23 protein-coding genes and 1 pseudogene are annotated in these 26,219 nt (G+C 59.3%); 15 read left to right on the top strand and 9 right to left on the bottom strand.

Going from position 1 to position 26,219, the window contains the following annotated elements:
* Positions 1–251: 251 nt before the first annotated feature.
* Positions 252–1,199, bottom strand: coding sequence for a LysR family transcriptional regulator (locus RGV06_RS11610; protein WP_019827313.1), 948 nt, complete (start codon positions 1,197–1,199; stop codon positions 252–254).
* A 109-nt stretch (positions 1,200–1,308) separates the two neighbouring features.
* On the opposite strand from RGV06_RS11610, the gene RGV06_RS11605 reads away from it, so the two are divergent.
* Positions 1,309–2,823 carry a CoA-acylating methylmalonate-semialdehyde dehydrogenase gene (locus RGV06_RS11605; RefSeq protein WP_019827315.1) on the top strand — a complete coding sequence of 505 codons (1,515 nt, stop codon included), beginning with the start codon at positions 1,309–1,311 and terminating at the stop codon, positions 2,821–2,823.
* Positions 2,824–2,834: 11 nt separating this feature from the next.
* Positions 2,835–3,722, top strand: a complete 888-nt coding sequence (mmsB, locus tag RGV06_RS11600; RefSeq protein ID WP_322150036.1) for a 3-hydroxyisobutyrate dehydrogenase — start codon at positions 2,835–2,837, stop codon at positions 3,720–3,722.
* 55 nt (positions 3,723–3,777) lie between these two features.
* Here mmsB and RGV06_RS11595 read toward each other — a convergent pair whose 3' ends face one another.
* The 3 genes from RGV06_RS11595 to RGV06_RS11585 form a co-directional block, all read right to left on the bottom strand.
* Entirely contained in the window at positions 3,778–4,122 is a 345-nt protein-coding gene (locus RGV06_RS11595; RefSeq protein ID WP_016783536.1) for a cupin domain-containing protein, read from the bottom strand.
* Between the two features lie 171 nt (positions 4,123–4,293).
* Positions 4,294–5,697 carry an amino acid permease gene (locus RGV06_RS11590; protein WP_046810665.1) on the bottom strand — a complete coding sequence of 468 codons (1,404 nt, stop codon included), beginning with the start codon at positions 5,695–5,697 and terminating at the stop codon, positions 4,294–4,296.
* A gap of 138 nt (positions 5,698–5,835) precedes the next feature.
* On the bottom strand, positions 5,836–6,717 hold the full coding sequence (locus tag RGV06_RS11585) for a LysR family transcriptional regulator (RefSeq protein ID WP_019827320.1): 882 nt from the start codon (positions 6,715–6,717) through the stop codon (positions 5,836–5,838).
* Between the two features lie 214 nt (positions 6,718–6,931).
* On the opposite strand from RGV06_RS11585, the gene RGV06_RS11580 reads away from it, so the two are divergent.
* The 6 genes from RGV06_RS11580 to RGV06_RS11555 all read left to right on the top strand — a co-directional run bounded on the left by RGV06_RS11580 (position 6,932) and on the right by RGV06_RS11555 (position 13,655).
* Positions 6,932–7,696 carry a sulfite exporter TauE/SafE family protein gene (locus RGV06_RS11580; protein ID WP_048352532.1) on the top strand — a complete coding sequence of 255 codons (765 nt, stop codon included), beginning with the start codon at positions 6,932–6,934 and terminating at the stop codon, positions 7,694–7,696.
* Positions 7,697–7,839: 143 nt separating this feature from the next.
* Positions 7,840–8,430: an NAD(P)H-dependent oxidoreductase gene (locus tag RGV06_RS11575; protein ID WP_019827322.1), complete on the top strand. Its 591-nt coding sequence runs from the start codon at positions 7,840–7,842 to the stop codon at positions 8,428–8,430.
* 115 nt (positions 8,431–8,545) lie between these two features.
* Positions 8,546–9,466 (top strand): LysR family transcriptional regulator, encoded by a 921-nt coding sequence (locus RGV06_RS11570; RefSeq protein WP_048352509.1) that lies wholly within the window; start codon positions 8,546–8,548, stop codon positions 9,464–9,466.
* 332 nt (positions 9,467–9,798) lie between these two features.
* The gene (locus RGV06_RS11565; RefSeq protein WP_019827325.1) at positions 9,799–10,056 is read left to right on the top strand and encodes a DUF3077 domain-containing protein; all 258 of its coding nucleotides are present in this window, start codon (positions 9,799–9,801) and stop codon (positions 10,054–10,056) included.
* Positions 10,057–10,345: 289 nt separating this feature from the next.
* On the top strand, positions 10,346–12,013 hold the full coding sequence (ggt, locus tag RGV06_RS11560; RefSeq protein WP_046809766.1) for a gamma-glutamyltransferase: 1,668 nt from the start codon (positions 10,346–10,348) through the stop codon (positions 12,011–12,013).
* Between the two features lie 196 nt (positions 12,014–12,209).
* A complete protein-coding gene (locus RGV06_RS11555) occupies positions 12,210–13,655 on the top strand; it encodes a SulP family inorganic anion transporter (protein WP_322150035.1) in 1,446 nt (481 codons plus the stop codon).
* Positions 13,656–13,718: 63 nt separating this feature from the next.
* Here the strand turns inward: RGV06_RS11555 and RGV06_RS25775 are convergent, their stop codons facing one another.
* Together RGV06_RS25775 and RGV06_RS25770 are read right to left on the bottom strand one after the other, a co-directional pair.
* Entirely contained in the window at positions 13,719–14,423 is a 705-nt protein-coding gene (locus tag RGV06_RS25775) for a methyl-accepting chemotaxis protein (protein WP_401016177.1), read from the bottom strand.
* Between the two features lie 198 nt (positions 14,424–14,621).
* A pseudogene (locus RGV06_RS25770) lies at positions 14,622–15,506 on the bottom strand (methyl-accepting chemotaxis protein); the annotation flags it as partial.
* 491 nt (positions 15,507–15,997) lie between these two features.
* On the opposite strand from RGV06_RS25770, the gene RGV06_RS11545 reads away from it, so the two are divergent.
* Positions 15,998–16,720 (top strand): histidine phosphatase family protein, encoded by a 723-nt coding sequence (locus RGV06_RS11545; RefSeq protein ID WP_019827331.1) that lies wholly within the window; start codon positions 15,998–16,000, stop codon positions 16,718–16,720.
* A gap of 47 nt (positions 16,721–16,767) precedes the next feature.
* Here RGV06_RS11545 and RGV06_RS11540 read toward each other — a convergent pair whose 3' ends face one another.
* From RGV06_RS11540 to RGV06_RS11530, 3 genes are all read right to left on the bottom strand, one after another.
* A complete protein-coding gene (locus RGV06_RS11540; protein WP_019827332.1) occupies positions 16,768–17,274 on the bottom strand; it encodes a hypothetical protein in 507 nt (168 codons plus the stop codon).
* 92 nt (positions 17,275–17,366) lie between these two features.
* Positions 17,367–18,827 carry an ArnT family glycosyltransferase gene (locus RGV06_RS11535; protein ID WP_046809764.1) on the bottom strand — a complete coding sequence of 487 codons (1,461 nt, stop codon included), beginning with the start codon at positions 18,825–18,827 and terminating at the stop codon, positions 17,367–17,369.
* Between the two features lie 198 nt (positions 18,828–19,025).
* Positions 19,026–20,321, bottom strand: a complete 1,296-nt coding sequence (locus RGV06_RS11530; RefSeq protein WP_322150034.1) for a carbohydrate porin — start codon at positions 20,319–20,321, stop codon at positions 19,026–19,028.
* Positions 20,322–20,498: 177 nt separating this feature from the next.
* On the opposite strand from RGV06_RS11530, the gene RGV06_RS11525 reads away from it, so the two are divergent.
* The 6 genes from RGV06_RS11525 (at position 20,499) to RGV06_RS11500 (ending at position 26,208) form a co-directional block, all read left to right on the top strand.
* Positions 20,499–21,512 carry an ATP-grasp domain-containing protein gene (locus RGV06_RS11525; protein WP_322150033.1) on the top strand — a complete coding sequence of 338 codons (1,014 nt, stop codon included), beginning with the start codon at positions 20,499–20,501 and terminating at the stop codon, positions 21,510–21,512.
* Between the two features lie 94 nt (positions 21,513–21,606).
* Positions 21,607–22,743, top strand: a complete 1,137-nt coding sequence (locus RGV06_RS11520) for a phosphoribosyltransferase domain-containing protein (RefSeq protein WP_322150032.1) — start codon at positions 21,607–21,609, stop codon at positions 22,741–22,743.
* Complete coding sequence (locus tag RGV06_RS11515) at positions 22,733–23,491, top strand: trehalose phosphatase (protein ID WP_322150031.1); 759 nt, start codon at positions 22,733–22,735, stop codon at positions 23,489–23,491. Before RGV06_RS11520 ends, RGV06_RS11515 begins: the two co-directional genes overlap by 11 nt.
* A complete protein-coding gene (locus tag RGV06_RS11510) occupies positions 23,484–24,578 on the top strand; it encodes a cysteine protease StiP family protein (protein ID WP_048352512.1) in 1,095 nt (364 codons plus the stop codon). The genes RGV06_RS11515 and RGV06_RS11510 overlap by 8 nt, the downstream gene beginning before the upstream one ends.
* Positions 24,578–25,537 carry an HpcH/HpaI aldolase/citrate lyase family protein gene (locus tag RGV06_RS11505; protein ID WP_019827341.1) on the top strand — a complete coding sequence of 320 codons (960 nt, stop codon included), beginning with the start codon at positions 24,578–24,580 and terminating at the stop codon, positions 25,535–25,537. Before RGV06_RS11510 ends, RGV06_RS11505 begins: the two co-directional genes overlap by 1 nt.
* On the top strand, positions 25,534–26,208 hold the full coding sequence (locus RGV06_RS11500) for an HAD-IB family hydrolase (RefSeq protein ID WP_019827342.1): 675 nt from the start codon (positions 25,534–25,536) through the stop codon (positions 26,206–26,208). Before RGV06_RS11505 ends, RGV06_RS11500 begins: the two co-directional genes overlap by 4 nt.
* Positions 26,209–26,219: the final 11 nt, after the last annotated feature.

Below are 26,219 nucleotides of genomic sequence, written 5' to 3'. Positions count from 1 at the left end.
CAAATTGACTATCCATGTTCGCCGTTCAAGTGCGACAGGACGCTACTTCACAAGTGTTTGGTATGTCTGTAGGACGATTCGCTAAAGTTATGAAACGTCGTCAGTGGATGCTTGAATGGGGAGGCTCCATTGAGTAGGGCGGAATGCAAACGTCGGCGTGTTACAAGTTACGTACCAATTCCTATTACAAATCGTTGGGAAAGGCTTGCTGGCCCCGTTACGATTCCGCCACCTGATTCCTTGACGAACAGTCAATCGGCGAACACCATCCCCCGCGTCTCGCCCAGCAACAGCGGCGCATTCAGCTCTGTCACCTCCCTGATGTAATCCCACAACAGGGTAATCCGCTTGAGCTTGCGCAGGTCCTCCCGGCAGTACATCCAGAACTGTCGCGTAAGGTTGACCTCGTCAGGCAGTACCGGCAGCAAACGCGGGTCCTGGGCCGCCAGAAAGCACGGCAGAATCGCCAGCGAGCGGCCTTGCTGTGCGGCCACGAATTGCGCAATCACACTGGTGCTGCGCAGGTTGGCGCTGGCGCCTGGCAATACATTGGCCAGGTAAAGCAGCTCCGAGCTGAACGCCAGATCGTCCACATAACTGATAAACGTATGCTCCGACAAATCAGCCGTCCGGTGGATGGGCGGGTGCTGGTCCAGGTACTCCTGGGTCGCATACAGCTGCAAGCGGTAGTCGCACAGTTTGCAGCACACATAGGGCCCGTGTTCCGGGCGCTCAAGCGCGATAACAATATCGGCCTCGCGCTTGGACAAACTGATGAAGTGCGGCAGCGGCAGGATATCCACCGAAATCGCCGGGTAGCTATCCACAAAATGGCTGAGCTGGGGAGTGATGAAAAAGCTGCCAAAGCCCTCGGTACAGCCCATACGTACATGCCCCGACAACGCCACACCGGACCCTGAAACCTGCTCGCAGGCCATGTGCAGCGTGCTTTCGATCGACTCGGCATAACCCAGCAAGCGCTGGCCTTCGTTGGTCAGGGTAAAACCATTGGTGCGCGACTTTTCAAACAGCAAAGTCCCGAGTGCGGCTTCCAGGGAACTGATCCGCCGCGACACAGTGGTGTAGTCCACCGCCAGCCGTTTGGCTGCGCTGCTGGCTTTGCGGGTGCGGGCCACCTCAAGAAAAAACTTCAGGTCGTCCCAGTTCAGTGCGCTTAACGATGTGATGTTTTTTTGCATGTTAGACCGGCTTTTATGTGCGTTCTTATTAGAAGAACGCACACCTATACTCCAAAAACAGTCCTGCGTCTGGACGCCCGTACTCACAAGAATAATTTCGGAGACTTCCATGAGCGTTTCTAACACCCCGTATCAAAACGCCCGCTTGCTGATCGACGGCGAATGGATCGAGTCGCAAACCACCGAGTGGCACGACATCGTTAACCCGGCCACTCAGCAAGTACTGGCCAAAGTGCCGTTCGCTACTGCCGATGAAGTCAACGCCGCCATCGCCGCCGCCCAACGCGCCTTCCAGACCTGGAAGCTGACGCCTATCGGTGCGCGCATGCGCATCATGCTCAAACTCCAAGCGCTGATCCGCGAACACTCCAAGCGCATCGCCGTCGTCCTGAGTGCTGAACAAGGCAAAACCATTGCCGACGCCGAGGGCGATATTTTCCGTGGTCTGGAAGTGGTCGAGCACGCGTGCTCCATTGGCACCTTGCAGATGGGCGAATTCGCCGAAAACGTTGCAGGCGGGGTCGACACCTACACCCTGCGCCAACCTATCGGCGTCTGCGCAGGCATCACACCGTTCAACTTCCCGGCCATGATTCCGCTGTGGATGTTCCCGATGGCCATCGCCTGCGGTAATACCTTCGTACTCAAGCCTTCCGAGCAAGATCCGCTGTCGACCCTGATGCTGGTCGAACTGGCCATCGAAGCCGGTGTTCCGCCAGGCGTGCTCAACGTTGTACACGGCGGCAAGGATGTCGTGGACGCGCTGTGCACCCACACTGATATCAAAGCCGTGTCGTTTGTCGGTTCAACCGCCGTTGGCACCCATGTCTATGACCTGGCAGGCCGCCACGGCAAGCGCGTGCAATCGATGATGGGCGCCAAAAACCACGCCGTGGTGCTGCCCGACGCCAACCGTCAACAAACCCTCAACGCACTGGTTGGCGCAGGTTTCGGCGCTGCCGGCCAGCGTTGCATGGCCACCTCGGTGGTGGTGCTGGTGGGTGCGGCCAAACAATGGCTGCCAGACCTCAAGGCGCTGGCGCAAAAACTCAAGGTCAACGCTGGTAGCGAGGCGGGGACTGATGTAGGTCCGGTGATCTCCAAGCGTGCGAAGGAACGTGTACTGGGTCTGATTGAAAGCGGGATCAAAGAAGGCGCGGTGCTTGAGCTGGACGGGCGCAACATCAAGGTTGCGGGTTATGAACAAGGCAACTTTATCGGCCCGACCCTGTTTTCAGGCGTCACCACCGACATGCAGATCTATACCCAAGAGATTTTTGGCCCGGTACTGGTGGTGATTGAGGTCGACACCCTCGATCAGGCCATTGCATTGGTCAATGCCAACCCGTTTGGCAACGGCACCGGCCTGTTTACCCAAAGCGGCGCGGCGGCACGCAAGTTCCAGACTGAAATCGATGTCGGTCAGGTCGGTATCAACATCCCGATTCCGGTGCCGGTTCCGTTCTTCAGCTTCACCGGCTCCCGTGGTTCAAAACTCGGCGATCTGGGCCCGTACGGCAAGCAAGTTGTGCAGTTCTATACTCAAACCAAGACCGTCACCAGTCGTTGGTTCGACGATGAAAGCGTGAATGATGGCGTCAACACCACCATCAATCTTCGTTGAGGGCACACACCATGAACATCGCATTTATTGGCCTGGGCAATATGGGCGCACCGATGGCGCGCAACCTGCTCAAGGCCGGGCACTCGTTGAACCTGTTTGACCTGAACAAAGACATCCTGGCCGAACTGGCTGCCCTGGGCGGCCATGTCAGCGCCTCGCCACGGGAAGCCGCTCAAGGCACCGAGCTGGTGATTACCATGCTTCCGGCAGCGGCCCATGTGCGCAGCGTATGGCTGGGTGAAGACGGGGTTCTGGCAGGTATTGGCGCCGGAGTGCCGGCAGTGGATTGCAGCACCATCGATCCGCAGACCGCTCGTGAGGTGGCCGCGGCTGCCGCCAAACAGGGCGTGCAAATGGCCGATGCGCCGGTGTCCGGCGGCACCGGCGGTGCACAAGCAGGCACCCTGACCTTTATGGTCGGCGCCTCACCGGCATTGTTCGACACCTTGCACCCGGTACTCGCTCAAATGGGTCGCAACATCGTCCATTGCGGGGATGTGGGCACCGGCCAGGTGGCTAAAATCTGCAACAACCTGCTGCTGGGGATTTCCATGGTGGGCGTCAGCGAAGCCATGGCACTGGGTGCAGCGCTGGGCATCGACAGCGAAGTGCTTGCGGGCGTTATCAACAGCTCCACCGGGCGCTGCTGGAGTTCGGAGGTGTACAACCCGTGGCCGGGCATCGTTGAAACGGCCCCCGCATCGCGCGGCTATACCGGCGGCTTTGGCGCCGAGCTGATGCTCAAGGATCTGGGGCTGGCCACCGAGGCTGCACGCCAGGCCCATCAACCTGTAGTGATGGGCGCCGTGGCACAACAGTTGTATCAGGCGATGAGTTTGCGCGGCGAAGGCGGCAAAGACTTCTCGGCCATCATCAACAGCTATCGCAAGCCCGAATAGGGGCATTTCCGGGAATCCGCGTCGGGCGGATTCCCGGTTTTTTGCGTGGTTTCAATCAGGCAAAAACGAAATACTTGCGCACGGTTTCCACCACTTCCCACGTGCCTTTCATACCCGGCTCCACCACAAAGATATCCCCAGCCCGCAGATGGATTGGTTCCTTGCCCTCCGGGGTAATGATGCAATAGCCCTCACGGAAATCGCAGTATTCCCACTTCACATACTCCACGTACCATTTGCCGGGTGTGCAAATCCACGTCCCCATGATCTTGCTGCCGTCTTCGCTGGTGTAAGCGTTGAGGTTGACGGTGTGCGGGTCGCCTTCGAGCTTTTCCCATTTGCAGGCATCGAGCACGGGCAGGGGATGGGTGTCGCGAAGCACGGTGATTGGCGCAGACATAAGACCTCCGGTGATGGGCTATCGAACCTCACCCTAACCGTGGTGGCGCACTGACAGATGCCTGATTCCGACACCCAGTGACCCGAATGCGCAACTCTTTAGTGGGAGCGAGCCTGCTCGCGAACGGTCTTCGCGAGCAGGCTCGCTCCCACAGTTGAGTTCACCCCCTGCTTAGCGGGTGTTCGCCAGCGCCTGGCCCTTGCTCAAGCGTAAACGGTAGAACCCGTAAATGATCAACAGCCACACCGGGATTGCATACACCGACGCGCGAACATCGGGGATCATCCAGATCACCGAGACGATCACCGCCATAAACACCAGGCACAAAATGTTGCTGAACGGGAACCAGAATGCCTTGAACGAAGGCGTAACGCCTTGTACTGCCATGGCCTTGCGGAACTTGATATGGGTCAGGCTGATCAGCGCCCAGTTGATCATCAACGAGGCAACCACCAGTGCAAACAGCAGCTCCAGCGCTTTGTGCGGCGCCACGTAGTTGACCACCACACACAACAGCGTTACCAGCGCCGACACGCCCAACGCGCGCAACGGCACGCCATTTTTGGTCAGTTTCATCAGCGCCTTGGGTGCATCACCCTGCTCGGCAAGGCCGAAGAGCATGCGGCTGTTGCAGTACACGCCACTGTTGTAGACCGACAGCGCGGCGGTCAGCACCACAAAGTTGAGAATCTGTGCGGCGGTATCGCTGCCGATCAAGGCAAAGATCTGCACAAACGGGCTGCTGCCGTAGGCATCGCCACCGGCGCCCAGTGTGACCAGCAACTGATCCCACGGGTACAGCGCCAACAGCACCGTCAGTGCACCCACGTAGAAAATCAGGATCCGGTACACCACCTGGTTGATGGCCTTGGGGATCACTTTTTTCGGTTCGCTGGCTTCTGCCGCCGTGATGCCCACCAGTTCCAGGCCCCCGAAGGAGAACATGATAAAGGCCATGGCCATCAGCAACCCGGTGCCGCCATTGGGGAAGAACCCGCCGTGGCTCCACAGGTTGCTGATCGATGCCTGCGGGCCGCCGGTGCCGCTGAACAGCAGGTAGCACCCCAGTACGATCATGCCGACAATCGCCACCACCTTGATGATGGCGAACCAGAATTCCATCTCGCCGAAGACTTTGACGTTAAGCGTGTTGATCAGGTTGACCAGCACAAAGAACACCACGGCGCTGACCCAGGTCGGCACCTCGGGCCACCAGAACTGGATGTACTTGCCCACCGCCGTCAGCTCGGCCATGCCTACCAGTACGTACAGGACCCAATAGTTCCAGCCCGACAGAAACCCCGCATAGCCGCCCCAGTACTTATGAGCAAAGTGACTGAAGGAACCGGCTACTGGTTCTTCGACGATCATCTCGCCCAGCTGGCGCATGATCAGGAACGCAATAAAACCGGCGATCGCATAGCCAAGGATCATCGACGGCCCGGCCGACTTGAGCACGCCTGCCGAACCCAGGAACAGGCCCGTACCGATAGCGCCGCCGAGGGCAATCAGCTGGATATGGCGATTTTTCAAACCGCGTTTGAGTGTGATCGGGGGGGAGTTAGCGTCAGCCATCGGGTGCCCTGTGAGTTGTTATTCTCAAAAACTTGATAAAAATACCCGCGGCCAAAGGTGCCTAGGGTGTCGCAAGCCCCGGATATTACTCTTGGTAAAAAATAAGGCATACAGGCGAGCACCAAACAGCGACTCTTCCTACAGGCTCAAAGCCTCCAGCAACGCCACGGCATAGGCGGGCAGTTGCTCAAACGAACGGGCGCACAGCAGCAGCTTGCGATCCGCCCACGGCTCGCTCAGGTTCACCACCTTGAAGGTGCGCGGCGCCTGCCAGCGCTCAATCGTCGCCTTGGGTACGACACCCAGCCCGGCACCGCGGGCGACCATGCGCAACACCCCGTCGAAACCTTCGGCGCGAATCCGCACCTGCATGCGAACGCCCACGTGCAGCGCCTGCTCTTCCAGGTACACCGCCAACGCGCTGCTGGACGACAACCCCACATAGTCATGGCTCAGGGTGTCGCTGAAGGAGAGATCAGGCCTGTTGGCCAGTGGATGGCCGAGGGGTACCACCAGTACCAGCGGGTCATCGCGAAAGGGGCGGGTTTGCAGGTCGCGGGTGTCGACGGCATTGGAGATGACGCCAATATCGGCTGCGTCCTGGCGCAATGCATGGGTGATGCGCAGGCTGGTGAGTTCTTGCTGGTCGACGCTGATGTTGGGGTGCTGGCGCACGAAATCGGCGAGCAGTTCGGGCAGGTATTCGGTGAGGGCTGAGGTGTTGCACAGCAGACGTATCCGGCCCTTGAAGCCTTGGGCGTACTCAGCCAGGTCATGGTTCATGCGCTCGACGTGCTGCAGTAACAGCCGTGCATGGTGCGCAAGCGCTTGCCCGGCCGGGGTCGGGCTGACCCCACGGCGAGAGCGGAGTAGAAACGCCACGCCCAACGACGCCTCCATCGCCCTGATCCGCGCACTGGCCGCGGGCAGAGACAAATGACTCAGGCTGGCGCCCGCCGTAATGTTGCCCGTCTGCACCACATTCAAGTACAGGCGCAGATCAACCAGATCGAAGTGCATGAACGGTCCTTGCCCTCCCTGTGGGAGCGGGCTTGTTGTGGGGGCGGGCTTGCTCGCGATGGCAGCGCCATGATTTGGCAGATACTGCGCGGCGATAGCATCGCGAGCAAGCCCGCTCCCACCCAGATGCGTGTGTTTAGTCTATTGCTGCGCAAGAGGCAGGCTTCATCTATGGCGAATGTTCAACGCCGTCGCCGTGGTCCAGCATACAGCCATGAAAACACTGATCGAGTTCTACCAACACCTCGGCCTGGCCTTGTCACTGCTGGTGGTGATGACTTTTTTGCTGGCGGGCACCGTCAAGGGTGTCATCGGTCTTGGCTTGCCAACGGTGGCGATGGGCATGCTCGGGCTGGCTATTGCTCCAGCGCAGGCTGCGGCGTTGCTGATCATTCCCTCCATTGTCACCAACGCCTGGCAACTGGCTGCAGGCGGGCAGTTGCGCACGCTGATAAAACGGCTGTGGCCCATGCAGCTGGGCATCTTTATCGGCACCGGGGTAGGCATGCTCTGGCTAAGTATCGACGGCGGCACGTGGGTGGTGCGGGCGCTGGGGGCGGCCTTGCTGCTCTACGCCCTCAGCGGACTGTGGTTGCCCACCCTGCGCGTCGCCCCGCAGCGCGAGCGATGGCTGGGCCCGATATGCGGCGTGATCACCGGGGTGATTACCTCGGCCACCGGCGTGTTTGTGATTCCTGCCGTGCCCTATCTGCAGGCGCTGGGCTTAAGCAAAAACCAATTGGTTCAGGCCTTGGGATTGTCCTTCAGCGTCTCCACATTGGCCCTTGCCGCCGGGCTTTACTGGCGCGGCAATCTGGGCGGCGGTGAGCTCAATGCCTCATTGCTGGCACTGGTGCCCGCCATGCTCGGCATGTGGCTGGGGCAGTGGTTGCGCCAGCGCATCAGCGCCACGCTGTTCAAACGGGTGTTCTTTATAGGCATGGCGCTGTTGGGTGCGCACTTGCTGGTCAACAATTGAGTATTCATTCGTGCATTAACAGCAAAGGTGATTTGACCCACCACGGGTTTTTCTTGAGCAAGTGCATCGATATTCTGCCGACATGATTTTTAACCCCCCTGTCGCTCAACAGCGCTGAGGGTTTACCCCCCTGGAGGCTGATGATGAAAAAAATACTCTTGCTTAACGGCGCCAAAAAATTTGCCCACTCCGATGGTCGTTACAACCTGACCCTGCACGACACCGCGCTGGCGTTTTTTGACCGCCAGGGCTTTGAAGTCAAAGTGACCCACATCGACGAAGGCTACGACATCGCCGAAGAAGTCGAAAAATACCTGTGGGCTGACGTGATCATCTATCAAATGCCGGGCTGGTGGATGGGTGCGCCGTGGATCGTTAAAAAGTACATCGATGAAGTCTTTACCCAAGGTCACGGCAAACTCTACGCCAGCGACGGTCGCACCCGTTCCGACGCTTCGCAGCGTTACGGCAGCGGTGGTCTGATTCACGGTAAAAAATACATGTTGTCCCTGACCTGGAACGCACCGCAGCAAGCGTTTGACGATCCGGCTGACTTCTTCGAGGGCAAAGGCGTGGACGCGGTGTACTTCCCGTTCCACAAAGCCAATGAATTCCTGGGCATGACCGGCCTGCCGACTTTCTTGTGTGTCGACGTGATGAAGCGTCCGCAACCCGAAATCGACGCCGCGCGTTATGAACAGCACCTGAGCGAGGTGTTCGGTCTCAAGGCCTAACGACGCCAGGGTGGGAGCGGGCTTGCTCGCGATGCAGGCGACGCGGTTGTTCAGACGAGCCGCGGTGATACCATCGCGAGCAAGCCCGCTCCCACACGTAGATAAGGTCGCCCGCGTGAAAGCCAGATCTGATGAGCTGCAAATTTTTGTTTCGGTCATCGAGTGCGGTTCGATTTCAGCCGCCGCCGAGCAAGCCGGGCAAACACCGTCAGCGGTCAGTCGCACGCTTTCAAGGCTGGAGGCCAAGCTCGACACCACGCTGATCAACCGCACCACGCGGCGCATGGACCTGACCGAGGAGGGCAAGTTCTTTTTCGAGCGGGCCAAGCGGATCCTTGAGCAGATGGACGAGCTGGAAGAGCGTCTGATCTCCCACCAACGCACACCCTCCGGGCGATTGCGCATCAACGCAGCCGCGCCTTTTGTGCTGCATGCCATCGTGCCGTACATCCCCGAATTTCGTGCGCTTTACCCCGAGATCCAGCTCGAACTCAACAGCAACGACCTGATCATCGACTTGCTGGAGCAAAGTACCGACATCGCCATCCGTATCGGTACCCTGGCCGACTCCACTTTGCACGCCCGATCCTTGGGGTGCAGCCCGCTGAACATCCTGGCCAGCCCCGACTACATCGCCCGCCACGGCGTCCCCACCCGCGTGGCGGACCTGGCCAGCCACACCCTGATCGGCTTCACCCAGAACGATGGCCTCAATCAGTGGCCGCTACGTTATGCACAGGGTGATCGCTGGCCCATCCAGCCGGCCATCAGCGCCTCCAGCGGCGAAACCGTGCGCCATCTGGCGCTGCAAGGGCAGGGCATTGCCTGCCTGTCGCACTTCATGACTCACGAAGACATCGCCTGCGGGCGCTTGCACGTGGTGCTGGGCGAGTTCAACAGCGGTTATCGCCAACCGATCAACGCCGTGTACTACCGCAACTCACAACTGGCGCTGCGTATTCAGTGTTTTCTGGACTTTATCCAGACCAAGCTCGCCAGCTACGCGATCTGCGACAAGCCCACAGGGATTGAGTGAGGTTCCTACACATAAAGCAACGTCTGCACCTGCTGCGTCGCTTTCTATTGAGGGACGATTCCTAGAGAATCCTGACCGTCTTGTGGCGTTGTAGATGGGTGGATAGTCTCGCCGGGTCGCTGATTTCAGTAACCGGTTTTGACAGACCGCTGAGAGTGACAAGGCAGCCTTATAGACATTTCATCGTGTTATGGCGGCTGTGTGCGGGGCACTTTCGAGTGCACCGAGTCTTGTCAGCTCTCCTCGGTCTGTCAACCCGCGCGCAGCTGCCACCCTTACCGATTGACAGCGGGACAGAGGCAGTTCTTCCAGCTATTAATTGAGTTGACGCCATGAAAAAAATTGTTCCTGACCCTCCGCTGTTCACCTGCGCCCACCAGGGCACTTCGCTGTTTGCCATCAACCCCGGCGTACCTGTTCAGGACGCGCTCAAACATGCCTCGTTGCTGCTCAAAGGCGCAGAACTGACCGCCGACGACATCCGTTCCCACCTCAGCGGTTTTGAGGCCGAGCAGTTGTGGTGCGTGATTCACGGCGTCGAACTGGCCCGTGGTCTGGTGGATGCACTGATCACCGAAACACATACATAACCCCCTTTGTAGCAGCTGTCGAAGGAACGAGGCTGCGTTCGGCGACGAAGTCGTCGCAAATCCTGCAAACGCGGTATTCCTGAAACACCGGGTTGTAGGGTTTACGACTGCTGCGCAGGCGAACGCAGCCTCGTTCCTTCGGCAGCTGCTACGAGTCCTGTTTTTGGCGCAGAGCGACGTTGTCTTCGGGGTTGTGCGTCACTGCGCATTTTCACTTTTGTTGTTTGAAAACGTTGCCAAAATCAGACAAGGTTTGGCCCCAGTGGATAACAATAAAAGGAAGTACCGAATGCGCATTGTGTGGTTCAAAACTCTGGCCTTGACCGCAGCCATCGCTGCCAGCTCCTCGGCTTATGCCGTGACCCTGGAAGGCGGCGCTGTCGCCGCACCGGACCGGTACGGTGCCGAAGTGGCCGCGCAGATTCTCAAGAAAGGCGGCAATGCGGTCGACGCCGCCGTCGCCACGGCCTTCACCCTGGCCGTGACTTACCCCGAAGCCGGCAACATCGGCGGCGGTGGTTTCATGACGATGTACATCGACGGCAAACCCTATTTCCTCGACTATCGCGAGACGGCGCCCAAAGCCGCCACCCGTGACATGTACCTCGACGAAAAAGGTGAAATCATCGAAAACCTGAGCCTGGTCGGTTCCCGTGCCGCTGGCGTGCCGGGTACGGTGATGGGCTTGTGGGAAGCGCACCAGCGCTTCGGCAAATTGCCGTGGGCCGAGCTGCTGACCCCGGCCGTGGGTTACGCCAAAAACGGTTTCAAGGTGGCCGACCAGCAATACCAGTACCGCGAAGATGCGCTGGCGCTGTTCAAGGGCACCACCAACTTCGGCGACTATTTCGGCAGCATGAAGCCCGGCGAAACCTTCAAGCAGCCTGAGCTGGCCGAGACTCTGGAGCGTATCGCCGACCAAGGCGCCAAGGATTTCTATCACGGCAAGACCGCCGACCTGCTGGTCGCGCAAATGCAGAAGGACAAAGGCCTGATCACCAAGGAAGACTTGAACGAATACAAGGTCAACTGGCGTGAGCCGATGCGTGTCGATTTTCGCGGTAACACCCTGTACACCGCACCACTGCCTAGCTCGGGCGGTATCGCGCTGGCCCAGCTGATCGGCATTAAAGAAGACCGTGCGGCGGACTTCAAAGGGGTTGAGCTGAACTCCGCGCCGTATATCCACCTGTTGGCCGAGATCGAAAAACGTGTGTTTGCTGACCGTGCTGATTACCTCGGCGATCCGGCCTTCGGCAAGATGCCCGTCGCTGAACTGACCGACCCGGCCTACATCGCCAAACGAGCGAAGGAGGTTAATCCGAAGGCTATTTCCGAGACGGCCAAGGTCAAGCCGGGGCTTGAGCCCCATCAGACCACGCACTTCTCCATCGTCGACAAGGAGGGTAATGCCGTCAGCAACACCTACACCCTGAACTGGGATTACGGCAGCGGCGTTGTGGTTAAAGGCGCGGGTTTTTTGCTGAACGACGAAATGGATGACTTCAGCTCCAAGCCGGGCGTGGCCAACGCCTTTGGCGTGGTGGGCGGCAATGCCAACGCCATCGAGCCGGGCAAGCGCATGCTGTCGTCCATGAGCCCAAGCCTGGTGACGCGGGACGGGGAAGTCACGCTGGTGCTTGGCACACCGGGTGGTTCGCGGATCTTTACCTCGATTTTCCAGGTGCTGAACAACATCTACGACTACGACCTGCCACTGGAAAAAGCCGTAGCGGCACAACGCGTGCATCACCAGTTGCTGCCTAAGGACACTATCTACTTCGATGCTTATGCGCCGCTCACCGGCAAAGTGGCCGAAGAGCTTAAAACCATGGGTTACACCCTGGAAGATCAGGGCTGGAACATGGGTGACATCCAGGCAATCCGGGTCAACGGTACTCAGCTCGAAACCGCCTCCGACCCCCGTGGTCGTGGTGTGGGCATGGTTGTGAAGTAAACCCGCAACGCACATACACGCATTACGCTTGTGGGAGCGGGCTTGCTCGCGATGCAGACACCTCGGTCATTCAGGTTCACCGAGTGGTTGCCATCGCGAGCAAGCCCGCTCCCACAATTGCTTTTTAGCCTCTGCAATTTGTTACCATCTGTTGCTTATTCCCTCCGCTTTTCCCGTCCCGACTTTTAGGTAAACCATGAAACTCAAACGTCTGCGCGCTGATGTCCTGGCCGGGCTCACGACGTCCTTCGCCTTGTTGCCCGAGTGCATCGCGTTCGCGCTGGTTGCCCATCTCAACCCGCTGATGGGGTTGTATGGCGCGTTCATTATTTGCACCCTCACGGCGTTGTTTGGTGGCCGGCCGGGCATGGTGTCCGGGGCTGCCGGGTCGATGGCCGTTGTGATCGTCGCGCTGGTGGTGCAACACGGTGTGCAGTACCTGTTGGCCACCGTGCTGCTGAGCGGCCTGATCATGCTGGCGTTCGGTCTGTTCAAACTCGGCAAGCTGGTACGCATGGTGCCGCACCCGGTCATGCTCGGTTTTGTGAACGGCCTGGCGATCGTTATTGCCATGGCGCAACTGGATCACTTCAAAGACGGTGATACCTGGCTCAGTGGCATGGCGCTGTACATGATGATCGGGCTGGTTGCCGCGACGATGGCCATTGTCTATCTGTTGCCGCGTCTGACGCGCGCCGCGCCGCCTGCATTGGTGGCCATTCTGGGCGTGGGCCTGGCTGTTTATTTTCTGGGCTTGCCGACCCGCACCCTGGGCGATATGGCGCATATCGCTGGCGGTTTGCCGAGCTTCAACGTGCCTCAAATTCCCTGGACCCTGGAGACCTTGGGCATCATCGCGCCTTACGCGATCGTGATGGCGGTGGTGGGTCTGCTCGAAACCCTGCTGACCCTCAACCTGACCGACGAAATCACCGAAAGTCGTGGCTATCCAGACCGCGAGTGCGTGGCGCTGGGCGCCGCCAACATGGTTTCGGGAGCGTTCGGTGGCATGGGCGGTTGCGCGATGATCGGGCAAACCGTGGTCAACCTCAGCTCCGGTGGGCGGGGTCGCCTGTCCGGCATCACTGCCGGGGTGATGATTTTGCTGTTCGTGCTGTTTCTGTCACCGTTTATCGAGCGCATCCCGTTGGCGGCGCTGGTGGGCGTGATGTTTGTGGTCTCGCAGCAGACCTTTGCCTGGGCCTCTTTGCGGGTGCTGAACAAGGTGCCGCTGAACGATGTGCTGGTGATCATCGCCGTGACGGTGATTACCGTGTTTACCGACCTGGCGGTCGCGGTGCTGTGCGGCGTGATTATCGCCGCCCTCAATTTTGCCTGGCAGCAGGCGCGTCAGCTGTACGCCGACGCGGATCTGCAAAGCGACGGCAGCAAGCTTTACCGGGTGCATGGCACGTTGTTTTTTGCGTCCACTACGGCGTTTCTCAAGCAGTTCGACCCGGCCAACGATCCGGCTCAGGTGACGCTGGATTGTCGCCACCTGAACTTCATGGATTACTCGGCCATCGCGGCACTGGACACCCTGCGCGAGCGCTATCGCAAGGCGGGAAAGCATCTGCGGGTGCTGCACCTGTCCGAGCGCAGCAAAAAACTGCTCAAGCGCGCTCGCGTGCATCACGAGTAAGGCGCAGAAGATCAAAGCCCTTTGCCCCACTCCTTCGCAAGAGGGGTGGGGCAAGGGCGGCTTTTACACTTTAAAGTGGCTGACCATCTCTTGTAGCTGATTGCCCAGACGCGCCAGTTCAACACTGGACTTGGCCGTCTCGTCGCTCGCTGCCGCCGTTTGCTCGGAGACATCGCGCACGTTGACGATGCTGCGGCTGATTTCTTCGGCCACCGCGCTTTGCTGTTCGGCGGCGGCGGCAATCTGCTGGTTCATCGATTGGATATTCGACACCGTGCGGGTGATGCCCTGCAGTGAAGTGCCTGCTTGACGGGTCAGGGTCACGCTGCTGTCGGTCAGGGTGCGGCTGTTGTGCATCACGCTGGCCACGTGTTGCGTGCCACTTTGCAGGGCCGCCACCAGGGTTTGAATCTCTTCGGTGGACTTCTGGGTGCGCTGGGCCAGGCCACGCACTTCATCGGCAACCACGGCAAAACCGCGTCCGGCGTCACCCGCACGGGCCGCTTCAATGGCGGCATTGAGGGCCAGCAGATTGGTCTGTTCGGCCACGGCCTTGATCACGTCCATCACGCTGCCGATTTTGTCGCTTTCCTGTTGCAGCACCGTCATGGCTTCGGTCGAACGACCGACTTCCACTGCCAGGCGCTCGATCTGATCAATCGCCTGATTGACCACGGTGTCGCCTTCGCGTGCTTCGTTGTCTGCCGCTGCAGCCGCTTGCGAGGCTTGTTCGGCGTTACGTGCAACTTCCTGCACGGTGGCAGTCATTTCATGCATGGCGGTGGCCACTTGATCGGTCTCGATCTTCTGACTGTTAACCCCGGCGCTGGTCTGTTCCGTGACGGCAGACAGCTCTTCGGCAGCACTGGCGATCTGGCTCACACCATCGCGAATCCCGCTGATCAACTCGCGCAGTGTCGTGCCCATCCGGGCAATGCCCTGTTGCAAGACACCCAGCTCATCGCGTCGGGTAACTCGCAGGTTCTGAGTCAGGTCGCCACCGGCTATACGGTCGACCACGGCCAGGGTTTCACGCAGGGGCACGGTGATCTGGCGAGTGATGATCACGGCCGCAGTGATGCCGAACAGCAACACCAGCAGGGTGGTGATCAATTGCATGCTGTTGGCCGTGGCACTTTCGCTGTCGCGACGTTCCAGTTGAATCTTGTACAGCTCATCGCTGAGGCCAAGGATGCTGGCGCCGTATTCGGTCATGTCCTTGCGCGCGGCAATGATGGTGTTGTCGGTGCTGGTATAGAGCTCCAGCGCCTGTTGGTACTGCTCCATGGTGCTGCTCAGGGTGCGCAGGGTGTCGCCGGCATTCGCGCCAAAGTGCGAACTCAGGCGTTCAAGGCTGGCGATGGCCATGTCCAGTTGCTGGCGTGCAGCTTTTTCGGTGCTGGGGTTGGGCGCAGCAATGTAAGCCCGGACCTGGTAGCGCGAGAGCAGGAACTGCTCGCGTACTTCAGACACGGTCTGGAACATGGCAAAACGGCTTTCGTCACCTTCCGGCAGTTGCAGGGCGCGGGCTATCAGGGTCGCGATAGCGTCCTGTGCCAGAGCGGCGCTGCGGTCCATATTGCCCCGTGACACCGCAGACTCCACGTAAGCCTTGCGCATGATGACCAGCGCACGCTCGTAGCGACCGATGATCGCTTGTTGCTCCTTGAGCAACTTGAGGTTATCCGGGCTTTGAAAGGTGCTGATCAGTTGGTTCTGCTGGGCCGAAAACGCATCGATGCTGGCTTGTACTTTCTGTGCGGCGGTCTCGTCGCCGTCCGTGAGCATGTACTGCAAGCGTGTGACCCGCAGGTTTGTAAACGCAGCATTGAGGCGCGTGATGTCGCTCATCCAGTTACTGCGATCAATCATCTTGTCCAGACTGATCCAGTTGCAGACGGCCATCACGCAGGTAAGGGCCAGAACCAGGCCAAAGCCCAGGGACAGTTTCAGGTTGACGCTGATATTGCTCAGCCATCTATTCATAGAGTTCTCCAGGAACGCTGCACGCATGATCTAAGTTCGCTGGAGGGTTTTATTTTTTTGGCCCAGCCGAGTGTTGTGTGGGTGGGTATCGGCGGCTTTCGCCATAGCTGAAACGTTTTCTTGTGCGTTATGACTTAAATCTATGGGGGGACGCTCAGCGCGGTGCCCACGTTTTTTTTCACATTCGTTTCACCTGCCTCTGACCTTCGCTTTTTTAGACTCCCGTTCAGCTAATAGAAGCCTGCATCGTGCAAGTCTCTTTCCTACGATCCGGGTCTGCACCGACCCATTGTCATATTCGCGCTATAGGGTGGCGCCAGTGTCTTTCACTGACTGCCGAAGGGGGCACACGTACCGTGACGTCAAGTTTTAGTCTGACCGGGATTAACCGCACGCTGCTGCGTAGCGGGCTGGAGCGCTATAGAAATGCGCTGGTGGTGATTGTCGCCAGCGTGATGGCTATTGCGTTGACATTGACGCTGCTGGCACCCGCGTCTGCGCCCAATCTTGCACGGCCGAGCCATGCCGATCAGGTGATGCTGCTGACTGAGAGTTGGGCCAAGGGTGATGTGATTGCCCTGGTCCGCCATGGTGAACGCTGCGACCGCTCTACCACGCAGTGCCTGGGCCCGGCAGACGGGGTGACGGTGCGTGGCGAGGCTGCCGTAAAGGTGCTGGGTGCGGACTTTGATCAGTTGGGGCTTCAGAACGCCGAGATTTACAGCAGTATGCTGACCCGTGCGCGGCAAACCGCCAGCGCCATGTTCGTGCGCCCGGTTGAGGCACAGGACTGGCTGTTCAACTGCCGGGGCACCATGTTGCGTGATGCGCTCAAGCACAAAGTAGCGGGCCAAAACCTGATTTTGGTGAGCCACAGCGAATGCATGGACCAACTGCTTGTGGACATGCACCTGTCCACGAGTACCACCTTTGGCTATGGCGCCACATTGTTCATCCAGGCCAGTGGCACAAACGGTGAGCCGCAAATGTTGGGTTATATCGAGCCCAAGGACTGGGGGAGCATCGTACCGGTGATGACCGCGAGCAGTCGCCACGGGTTTGAAGCCTCTCAATTCTAAACCGCGGGAGCGAGCCTGCTCGCTCCCACAGCGTTATCCCATACTCATCAATTGCGGTTCAGCAGGCGGTCCCAGTTTTGCTCATCGGGCAAGGGCAGGTCGCTGAGTTCGCGGGCCACCACATTTTCGATATCGCCGGCGCTGAGCACTTTTTCGTCGAGCCACGGCCAGGTCGCATCCGCATCCCGGAAGTTGAGCTGGCTGTTCAATTGCTGGCAGGCGAGGGCGAGCAGGTGCATCAACCACCACTGACTGGTGATGTAGGGCTTTTGCTGCGCAGGAATGCGATCCAGCAGGGCTGCCACGTCGGCCAGGTTGGGGCTGGGCGACACGCTGCTGTGCAGGTTCCACACAATCGCGCCGTTGTTCGACACGTCCTTGTTGGCCAGTGCCGGATCGGCACTGACTTCGATGCTGAGTTTCACATGCTGCTGCTCAAGCTGATCAATCAGGTAGTTGGCCAGATCAGATTTGCGTAAGAATGCGGTGGCCGTATTGAAGGCCAGGTTAGCGTCGTAGTCGCTCAGGGTTTTGCTGGAAATACCGATGGTCATGACAGGCTCCTTGACTGGGAATCGCCCAAGGAGCGTAGCCAATACACCGTGATCGGCCATGCCATCTGCCGTTCTGTTGCCCGGGATCAAGGTTATGGGGCGGGGGCGGCCTGGCTGACAAAGTAGAAGTGGTGCCGTCCTACGCTGACCTTGTGCAGGATGTTCACGTTCATGCCCGGTATTTCGGGTATTTCCACCAGGGCGATATGGTCGGGCGATGCACTGAGAAACGCCTTCAGTTCGGCGGTTGAATTGAGTGTGTGCTGCAAGTGCTGGCTGTAAAACACGACGGCCCCAAGGCGCTCGTCGGGCCTGAGCAGCGCCACCTGTTTACCGCGGGCTTGCAGGTCCATGACCTGTGCGGCGACAGGCTGGTATGACTCCTCCTTGTCGGCCTGCGGTGCCCGGTGCGCGGCCATCAGGTAGGCGGCCACCAGGCCAGCCAACAGCGCGATGGCCAGTGGACGGTGGTAGTCGCTGAAGAACGTGGCCAGTGCCGACACCGGACTTTTTTTGCGCAGCCAGTCCAGAATCACCTGGGCGTATTGCGCGGCAATAACGGCCGCTGCGGGCGCCATCGACATCATGTACACCGCCCGCTTGCTGGAGGCGAAGTTGAGCAGCGCAAATTGCGCCACCAGCCATACACAGAAAAACAGCAAAAACGGATTGCTTCGCAGCTGTTTGCGAAAGTGCCACAGGCCCAGATAGGTCAGCAGGTTCCACGGTAAAAAGGCTTCGGGTAGTTTTCGCAGGTAGTAGTAAAACGGTTCGTAGTGCCCGGCTTCGACAAAGGATCCGCTAAAGCGCCCAACGCTGTTGGTCCACAGCAGTTCGCTGATCGCCTGCATTCCGCCACGCTGGTACAGCACGCACAGCCAGATCAACAGCGGGATAAGCCCAATCAGTGTCAGCAGCGCCGGGCGCAGCCAGTTGCGCAGGGTGAAGCGTTTTTCAATCAGGCTTTCGCACATCAGATAGCTAAAAATCACTATTCCCGGCAGTGCCAGGCCCAACACGCCTTTGCTCAAGGTGGCAATGGCGATCCCGGCGGCAAACAACAGCCAGGGGCCCCAGGCAAAACGCAGCTGGCGGCTGGCATAAAAAAACGCCAGCAAGGCCATGGTCACACCCAGGGTGAGTAGTGCATCTTCGCCTACTTGACGGGTGTTACCCCAGAAAATGCCCATCGTTGCCAGCATCGCTGCAGCTGTCCAGGCCTGTGCCGTGGGGCGTGCGAGCTTGCGCAGCATGACGTACAGCAACAGCACGCAAAATAATCCAGCAAAGGCCGAGGCCAGTCGCACGGCGAATAACTGACCGCCGAACACGCGTATGGCGCCAGCGTCCAGCCACAGGCTCAGGGGTGGTTTTTCCAGGAAGGGTTCGTTGAGCAGGCGGGGTGTCACCCAGTCGTCGCTCAGGTGCATTTGCATGGCGATGCCTGCGACCCGCGACTCGGTCGACCCCTGCAATTGGTGATTGCCCAGTGCAAAAAAGAACAGCACGCAACCGAGCAGTAATAACAGCAGAGCGGGACGGGTCAGGCGCATTGGGCTACCAGGCAGCAATCGAATGGAGAACTGCGCTGGAGTATAGGAGGGGAGTTCTTAACAAATTGTGAAAGCTGGCAGGCCAACCACACATCCCCGTGGGAGCGGGCTTGCTCGCGATGGTATCGCCGCGGTCTGACTGCAAAACCGCAGTGATAGCATCGCGAGCAAGCCCGCTTCCACAATAAACTCAAGCCGTCAGAACGTCGCTTTGACCTGCAATCCAGCGACCAGGGCATTGCTGCGCTTGGCGCCGTAGAACGCGCCCGGTTCGATGATGTATTGCAGGTCCGGCCGCAACAGCAGCCACGGCGTGACTTGTGCGCCATAGTTGAGCTCGAGCAACTGCTCGCCGCTGTCCAGGCTGGCAATCATGTCGGCTTGCTCGGGGCTGCTGGCCGCTGCTTCTTGTACATCCCGTGAGCGCGAGTTGAACACGGCGCGGCCATAGGCAAAGGCAATGCTGTCTTTCGGGCGGCTGGCAAACGGCTTTTGCTTGACCAGACCCACCGAGTACCAGTGGCTCATCGGTGAGGTCGCGGCATTGCTGCTGGCCGCCTGGCCAAAGACGCGCAACACGCTCTCAGGGTCTTGTTCATCACGCCAGATGGCCTGGTCGACCAGCACATACGCGCCGGTGCGGTTGTTAGCTTTTTGCGTGCTGCCAATTTTGCGGGTATTGGAGGTGTCGTAGTACCAGCCCACTTTGTATTGGCCATTGAGCCAGGCGTTGTTGGTGAAAATCGCCTCCAGCGGCATGATCGCCCCCGTGGTGCCTTTGGTGGTCATGCTAAAGGCTTCGGAGGAGCGGCTGTTGTACTCGGGGTTGACCTGGAATACAGCCGTTTGCAGGGTCAGTGCCGGGCTGACGGTGTAGCGTAATTCGCCGCCCCAGTGACCGGTCGGGTAGTTGGTCCAGCCACTGCCGTTGGACTGGGTCAGCGGGTGCGCGCAAAAACCGGCGTTGACGAAATGGGTCAGCAGCGGCAAACCGCCAAAGTCATTGCCCATCGGCATGAAGCCAAGCTTGGTGGTCAGGTCTTCGGAAAACAGGGTGCGCTGGTAGCTGAACTCAGACAGGCGGGTGAAGTTGCCGCCGGCGTTTTCCTGGATCGGCAGGCGGTTGCCCACCAGATCTTCGGAGGCGCTGTGGCCGCGACGATCATTGACGGTGATTTGCACCAGGCCAGCATCGGCGGTGCCGAGCAGCTTACTCAGGTCGAACTGGGCACCGATGCGCACTTGCTGCGAATAACGGGTGCCGTGTTTGATCCCGCCGTGCAGGTTCGAAAAGGTTTCGGAGTTGTAATCACCGGTCAGTTTGACGCCTTTATCGATCAACTTTTGGCGTTCGCCACCCCAGTCGCCGGTCAGGGTCGAGCGGTTCATCAGGTTGTCGGTAGTGTCGGCCAGTACGCAGGCAGGCGTCAGGGCCAGCAATGACAAGCCGCTGCACAAGCTGGTGTTCAGCAGGGCGCGGGAAGAGAAAAACATCTACAGAAGCTCCTTCATGTGAGGTGTCGGCGAACGGGCCGCGACACGATGTCGCACATTATGAACTATTTGGTTAATAATTTTCATATTTGGTTACATGCCCTCCCTGGAATGACTGAAGGCGTCGGTTGTTCCCTTCCGCTAGACTCCCGCGTTTATCCGTACCAAGGGATGTTCATGATCTGGTTTCTTGAAGGGCAATCCAGCCAACGCGACGTGATTGCAGGTGCCCGGGCGGCGCTGCCCGATGACGTGCGGATATTTGCTTCGCACCGACAAAATCGCCCTGAAATTACCCGGTTGGCGGATGTCGCCTGGAGCGAGCCGCAGGACAATCAAGAGCGCATTGGCTGGGTCATCGAGCAGGCCCGTGCCCATCAGATCAAGGTCGTGCTGGCCGGGCGTGTCGGGCAGGTGTACGAAGCTCACCGCGCCGAGTTCGAATCTGCCGGACTGCAGCTGGTGACGGGCGCTCTGGATCTGGACACCTTCGAGCGGGTCGACGATAAGTCTGCGTTCACTCGCGAGGCCCTGGCCGCAGGGTTGGCGTGCATCCCCGCAATCACGGTGAGCACCCGGGCCGAACTGCAAGAAGCCTATGCCCAGCTCGCCCGTGATGGTCAGGTGTGTGTAAAACCGACCCGCGGCATTTACGGTCAGGGCTTTTGGCGCTTGGCCGATGACGTGGACCCGTTTCGCAGTTTCGCCAATGCCGACGCCCATGAAGTCAACGTCCAGGTCTTTGCCCAGGCCTACGGCCAATCCGATGCACCCAAGCCGTTGCTGGTCATGCCTTATATGCCCGGCAGCGAGTGCTCGGTGGACATGGTCTGCGAAGCAGGCGAGGCCGTGGCGTATGTCGCAAGGCGCAAACAGGGGCTGATGCAGACGTTCGAGCGTGACGGTGCAGCCGTCGAACTGGCGATCAAGGCGGCGCGGCACTTCAAGTGCGACGGTATCGTCAATGTACAAACCCGGGATGATGGGGCTGGCCAGCCGCACTTGCTGGAGATCAATCTGCGTTACTCCGGTGGCATCGGCTATACCCGTGAAGCGGGTGTCAACCTGCCCGGAATCTTTGCCGCTCGTCGTCTTGGCCTGCCCGTCCCGGCCAGCGTCTGGCGCGAGGATGTTCAGGTCAAGGCGATCACGGTAGTGGTTCCGGTTCGCGGCAATTCGCTGTTAGGTTGAATTGACGTTTCCGGTAACCATTTTTCGCTTGTCTTAAATTATCGACTCGCTGATCGTCCCCCACTTTTTAAGTATTTCCAGGTAGTAAATGTTGATGAATAGCGCTAACCCCGTGACCGATCCCAAGGTTTTGCATGCAAACCTCAAGCGCGGTCGTCTGGAGGTAGAGGTCAATGCATCGACCTTTGACCCACAGGCACTTTTCGATTTTGCCGAGCGGCGCAATCCGAAGCGGGCTTTTTTGTTTGTTTCCCGTGTGCTGGGTCGTCATATCCCGGCCCGCCCATCACTGATGGCTGAGAGCTTCAATGCCCTGGCCAGCAAGATCCCCGCTGACTTGCCTGGCCCGGTGCTGGTGATCGGCATGGCCGAGACGGCCGTGGGACTGGGCGCCGGTGTACACCGTGCGTTGAGCCAGACTCGCCCTGACAGCGTGTACCTGTGCAGCAGTCGCCACCCCACGGGCAGTGAACTGTTTGCCCGTTTTGAAGAAGAACACAGCCACGCCAGCTCGCACTTGTTGCACCTGCCGCAAGATGCGCATACCCGTGAAATGATGCTCAGTGCCCGTTCTCTGGTGCTGGTGGACGACGAAGCGTCGACCGGCAATACCTTTATCAATCTGTCCCGGGCGCTGGCTGAAGCGGGTCTGGACTCGATCGAACGCATTGTCACCGCCACCCTGACAGACTGGTCGCAGGACGCGGTACGCAAGGCCATGGGTGAACACGTCACGAGCGTCTCTTTACTCGATGGTCGCTACACATTCGCCGAAGATCCCACCGCAGAGCTGCCTGATATGCCCGAAGTGGGCAGCGTGGCCCACGGCGACTGGGCGCTCGATCCGGATCGAGACTGGGGACGCATGGGCGTGCGTGAGCACCTCGATACCCTGGCGCCCGATTTGCAGGTCGCGCCCGGCGAGCGAGTATTGGTGATTGGTACCAGCGAATTTGTCTGGCGTCCGTTTCTGCTGGCTGAGCGGCTTGAACGAGCGGGTGCCGATGTGCACTTCAGCTCCACCAGCCGTTCGCCGATTGCCCTGGGCCATTGCATCGACCATGTGTTGTCGTTCTCTGACAACTACGGTCTGGGCATCCCCAACTTTATTTATAACGTCGCACCCGGCCAGTTTGACCGGGTGCTGATTTGCAGCGAAACCCCGGCGGCTGCCGTCGACCCGGCGCTGGTCAGCGCATTGAATGCGCAGGTAATCGTTGATGAACAGTAATCGTCCTCTGGTGTTCGTTGATCTGGACGACACCCTGTTTCAAACCGCCCGCAAAATGGGCGATGAGCCTCGTTTTGCGGCCACCCTGGACGTTGACGGCCAGCCCAACGGCTTTATGAGTGCGACCCAAAAGAGCTTTGTCGAGTGGCTGCTGGCCACCAGCGACGTGGTCCCGGTGACTGCGCGCAGCATTGAAGCCTATCAGCGGGTGCAATTGCCGTTCGCTCATGGCGCGGTCTGTGCTCACGGCGGGGTCATCCTCAACCCGGACGGCTCCCTGGATCCGGTCTGGCATGCACGCATGTGCGACGAACTGGCACTTGAGCAAACCCGTCTGCACCAGCTCAGCGAGCAAACCCTGGCTATTGGCGCAGAGCTGGGTTTCTCGTTGCGTGGCTGGGTGGTAGAGGAGCAGGGGCTGGCCAATTACGTGGTCACCAAGCACAACAACGAAACCGACCAGGCACTGCTCACCGTGTTGGCCGAGGTCAAGGCCCGGGGCTTGCTGGACGGGCTGTACGTGCACGGCAATGGCAACAACCTGGCGTTCCTGCCCCTAGCCTTGCAAAAACGCGAAGCGGTGCGCGAGTGGATCCGCCGCGATCAGGCGATCAACGGTAAGCGTCCGTTGCTGAGCTTTGGAGACAGCGTCTCGGACCTGGGCTTTATGGCCGAGTGCGACTGGTGGGGCACACCCAAGCGCGGCCAACTGGCCAGTCACGTGCTGACGAGTGTCGATCATGAGTAACCCTTTCGCAGGTCTGGAGACTGTCGGCAGTGGCAGCTATGACGCCGATGACGTGCACTTTTTACTGCGCGCCCTGCAGATGGAAGTCACCGATGTGCAGGAAAAGGAGCGGCTGATCCAGACCCGGCAGCGCCATTACTCCGAGATGATCAGCCAGGAGCATGCGCCGTCCGACACCCATAAAAGCCTGTATCAGCTGGCCCTGGCACAGAACGGCGCCCGCATGGCGGCTGATGTGCAGGCGCTGGCGCTGGCGTTGAACGAGCGCTACAGCGGCCCGACGATTGCGCTGGTGTCGTTTGTGCGGGCCGGTTTGCCGTTGGGTGTGTTACTGCGCCGGGCGCTGCTCGATCTGGGGCGCGAGGCTGCGCATTACGGGATCAGCATTATTCGTGACCGTGGAATCGACAACGTCGCACTCGAAGCTATCATCAAGACCCACGGTGCCGAGAACATCGTGTTTGTCGATGGCTGGACCGGCAAGGGCGCGATCAGCGGCCAGATCCGCGACAGCCTGGCGGGTGATTCGCGTTTTGCGCCTGATCCGCGTCTGGTTGTGTTGGCCGACCCCTGTGGTCGCGCCTGGCTGGCGGCATCGGCCGAGGACTGGCTGATCCCGTCGGGTATCCTGGGGGCCACGGTTTCAGGACTGGTTTCCCGTTCCATCTGGCCACAAGACCCGGGCCTGCATGGCTGCGTGGTGTATGACCATTTGGCGGAACACGACGTGACCATGAGTTTTATCCACAGCATCGAAACCGAGCGTGCGCTGCTTGCACCACAGGCGAGTGCGCAACCCTGGACAGCGGAGCAGGCTGGCGTGTTGCAACACTCGGCTGTCGCTGCGGTCGAACGTATCTCGACCCGGTTTGCGGTGACCAACCCCAATCGGGTCAAACCGGGTATCGCCGAGGCAACCCGCGCCGTGATGCGCCGTGTGCCGGACCACGTACTGGTGCGCAACCGTGACGATCAGGACGTGCAACTGCTCCTGCACTTGACGCGCCAGGCCAATATCGAGGTTCAAGAGGTCGGTGATGAATTGGGGCCGTACCGCGCTGTGACCGTAATCAGGAGTGTTCGCTGATGATCAAGCACTCAGCCTATGCCTTGGGCGCCACACTTTATATGCCGGCTACCCGTCCCGACATTCTGGATGTGGTGCTGGGCGAAAAGATCCAGGGTTTGCGCTCGCTGGTGGTGTGCCTGGAAGACGCTGTGGCCGAAACCGACGTGCAGCAGGGGCTGAACAACCTCAAAAACCTGCTGCTGGGCATCGAAGCGCGAGGCGGTCGTCCGTCCGCCGGTCCGATCCTGTTTGTGCGGCCACGGGATGCTGCGATGGCAGCGGTGCTCAATGAATGGTCGCTGATGCGCCATGTTGACGGCTTTGTGGTACCCAAGCTGAGCTTGAGCAACATCAGCGAGTGGCAGCAGGCGGTGACCCGCGACGACCTGATGCTCATGCCAACCCTCGAAACCCCGGAAGTCTTTGTCCCCAATGCCATGGTTGAGTTGCGCAGCGCCATGCTGGAGCAATTGCCTGGGCGCATTATCGCCTTGCGCATTGGCGGCAACGACTTGATGGGCTGCCTGGGCTTGCGTCGTCACCCGGCCATGACCCTGTACAGCACGCCCATGAGCTATGTAATTCCAATGTTGTGCGGGATCATGGGCTCTGCAGGCTTTGCCCTGACCGCACCGGTGTTCGAGCAACTGAATACACCGCACTTGCTGGAGCAAGAGCTGGCGCTGGATATGGCCCACGGGCTTGTGGGTAAAACCGCGATCCACCCGTCGCAAATTGCAGTTATCCACAGGGCGCTGCAAGTCAGCCTTGAAGATCTCAACAGTGCACGCCAAATACTAAGTGAGGCGGCGCCTGCGGTGTTCAAGTTCAACGACGCCATGTGCGAGCCTGCGACCCATTACAAATGGGCGCAAAAAATTATTGAACGAGCGCATTGGCAGGGGGTTCGCCCTGAAGTTGCCAGCTCGTCAGACACTTTTGGAGGCAGCCTGCGATTGGCTGAATTAGTGGGTTGAACGACGTTTTGAATACAAAGGTTAATGGTAAGCAAGTTCTGTCAGCGTTCGATTTCGATGGCACGTTGACCTATCACGACACGTTTGTGCCGTTTTTGCGCTTTGCCTTTGGCAATCGGCTGTTCGCGATGCGTTTGTTCCGGATGATTCCGGCCACTGCGTGCTATCTGTTGGGTAGGATTTCGCGTAATGACCTGAAAGAAAAGCTCATCGCTGTCTACCTGACGGGTGCCAAAGAGGCGTGGGTAAAAGAGCGCGCAGAAGCATTTTGTGACGTTTCGTGGCAGCGCTTAATGCGGCCTTTGGGCTTAACATCCGTCGCCAACCAGCTTGAGCAGGGCGCCAACGTTACGATTTGCTCGGCGTCCCCGGAATTGGTGCTCACACCGTTTGCCAGAAAACTCGGTATCGGCCTGATCGGAACACGTCTGGCGTCAGTCGATGGCGTGCTGACGGGGGATATCGAAGGTATCAACTGTCGCTGTGAACAAAAAGTCATCCGGCTGGAGGCGCAATACGGGCCTTTGGACCAATACACATTACGTGCCTGGGGTGACACCGTAGGCGATGAACAAATGCTCGGGGCCGCTCAGGAGCCACATTGGCGCGAATTTCACGCGCTGTGGCGTCGCAAGCGGCCACTTGACGTGTGTTTGCGTGAAGGGCTGTAAGCCAGGCGTAA

Origin of the sequence: Pseudomonas sp. CCI3.1 (genome assembly GCF_034313985.1) — a bacterium.
Lineage (GTDB): Bacteria > Pseudomonadota > Gammaproteobacteria > Pseudomonadales > Pseudomonadaceae > Aquipseudomonas > Aquipseudomonas psychrophila.
This window is presented reverse-complemented; position numbering and strand designations above follow the sequence as displayed.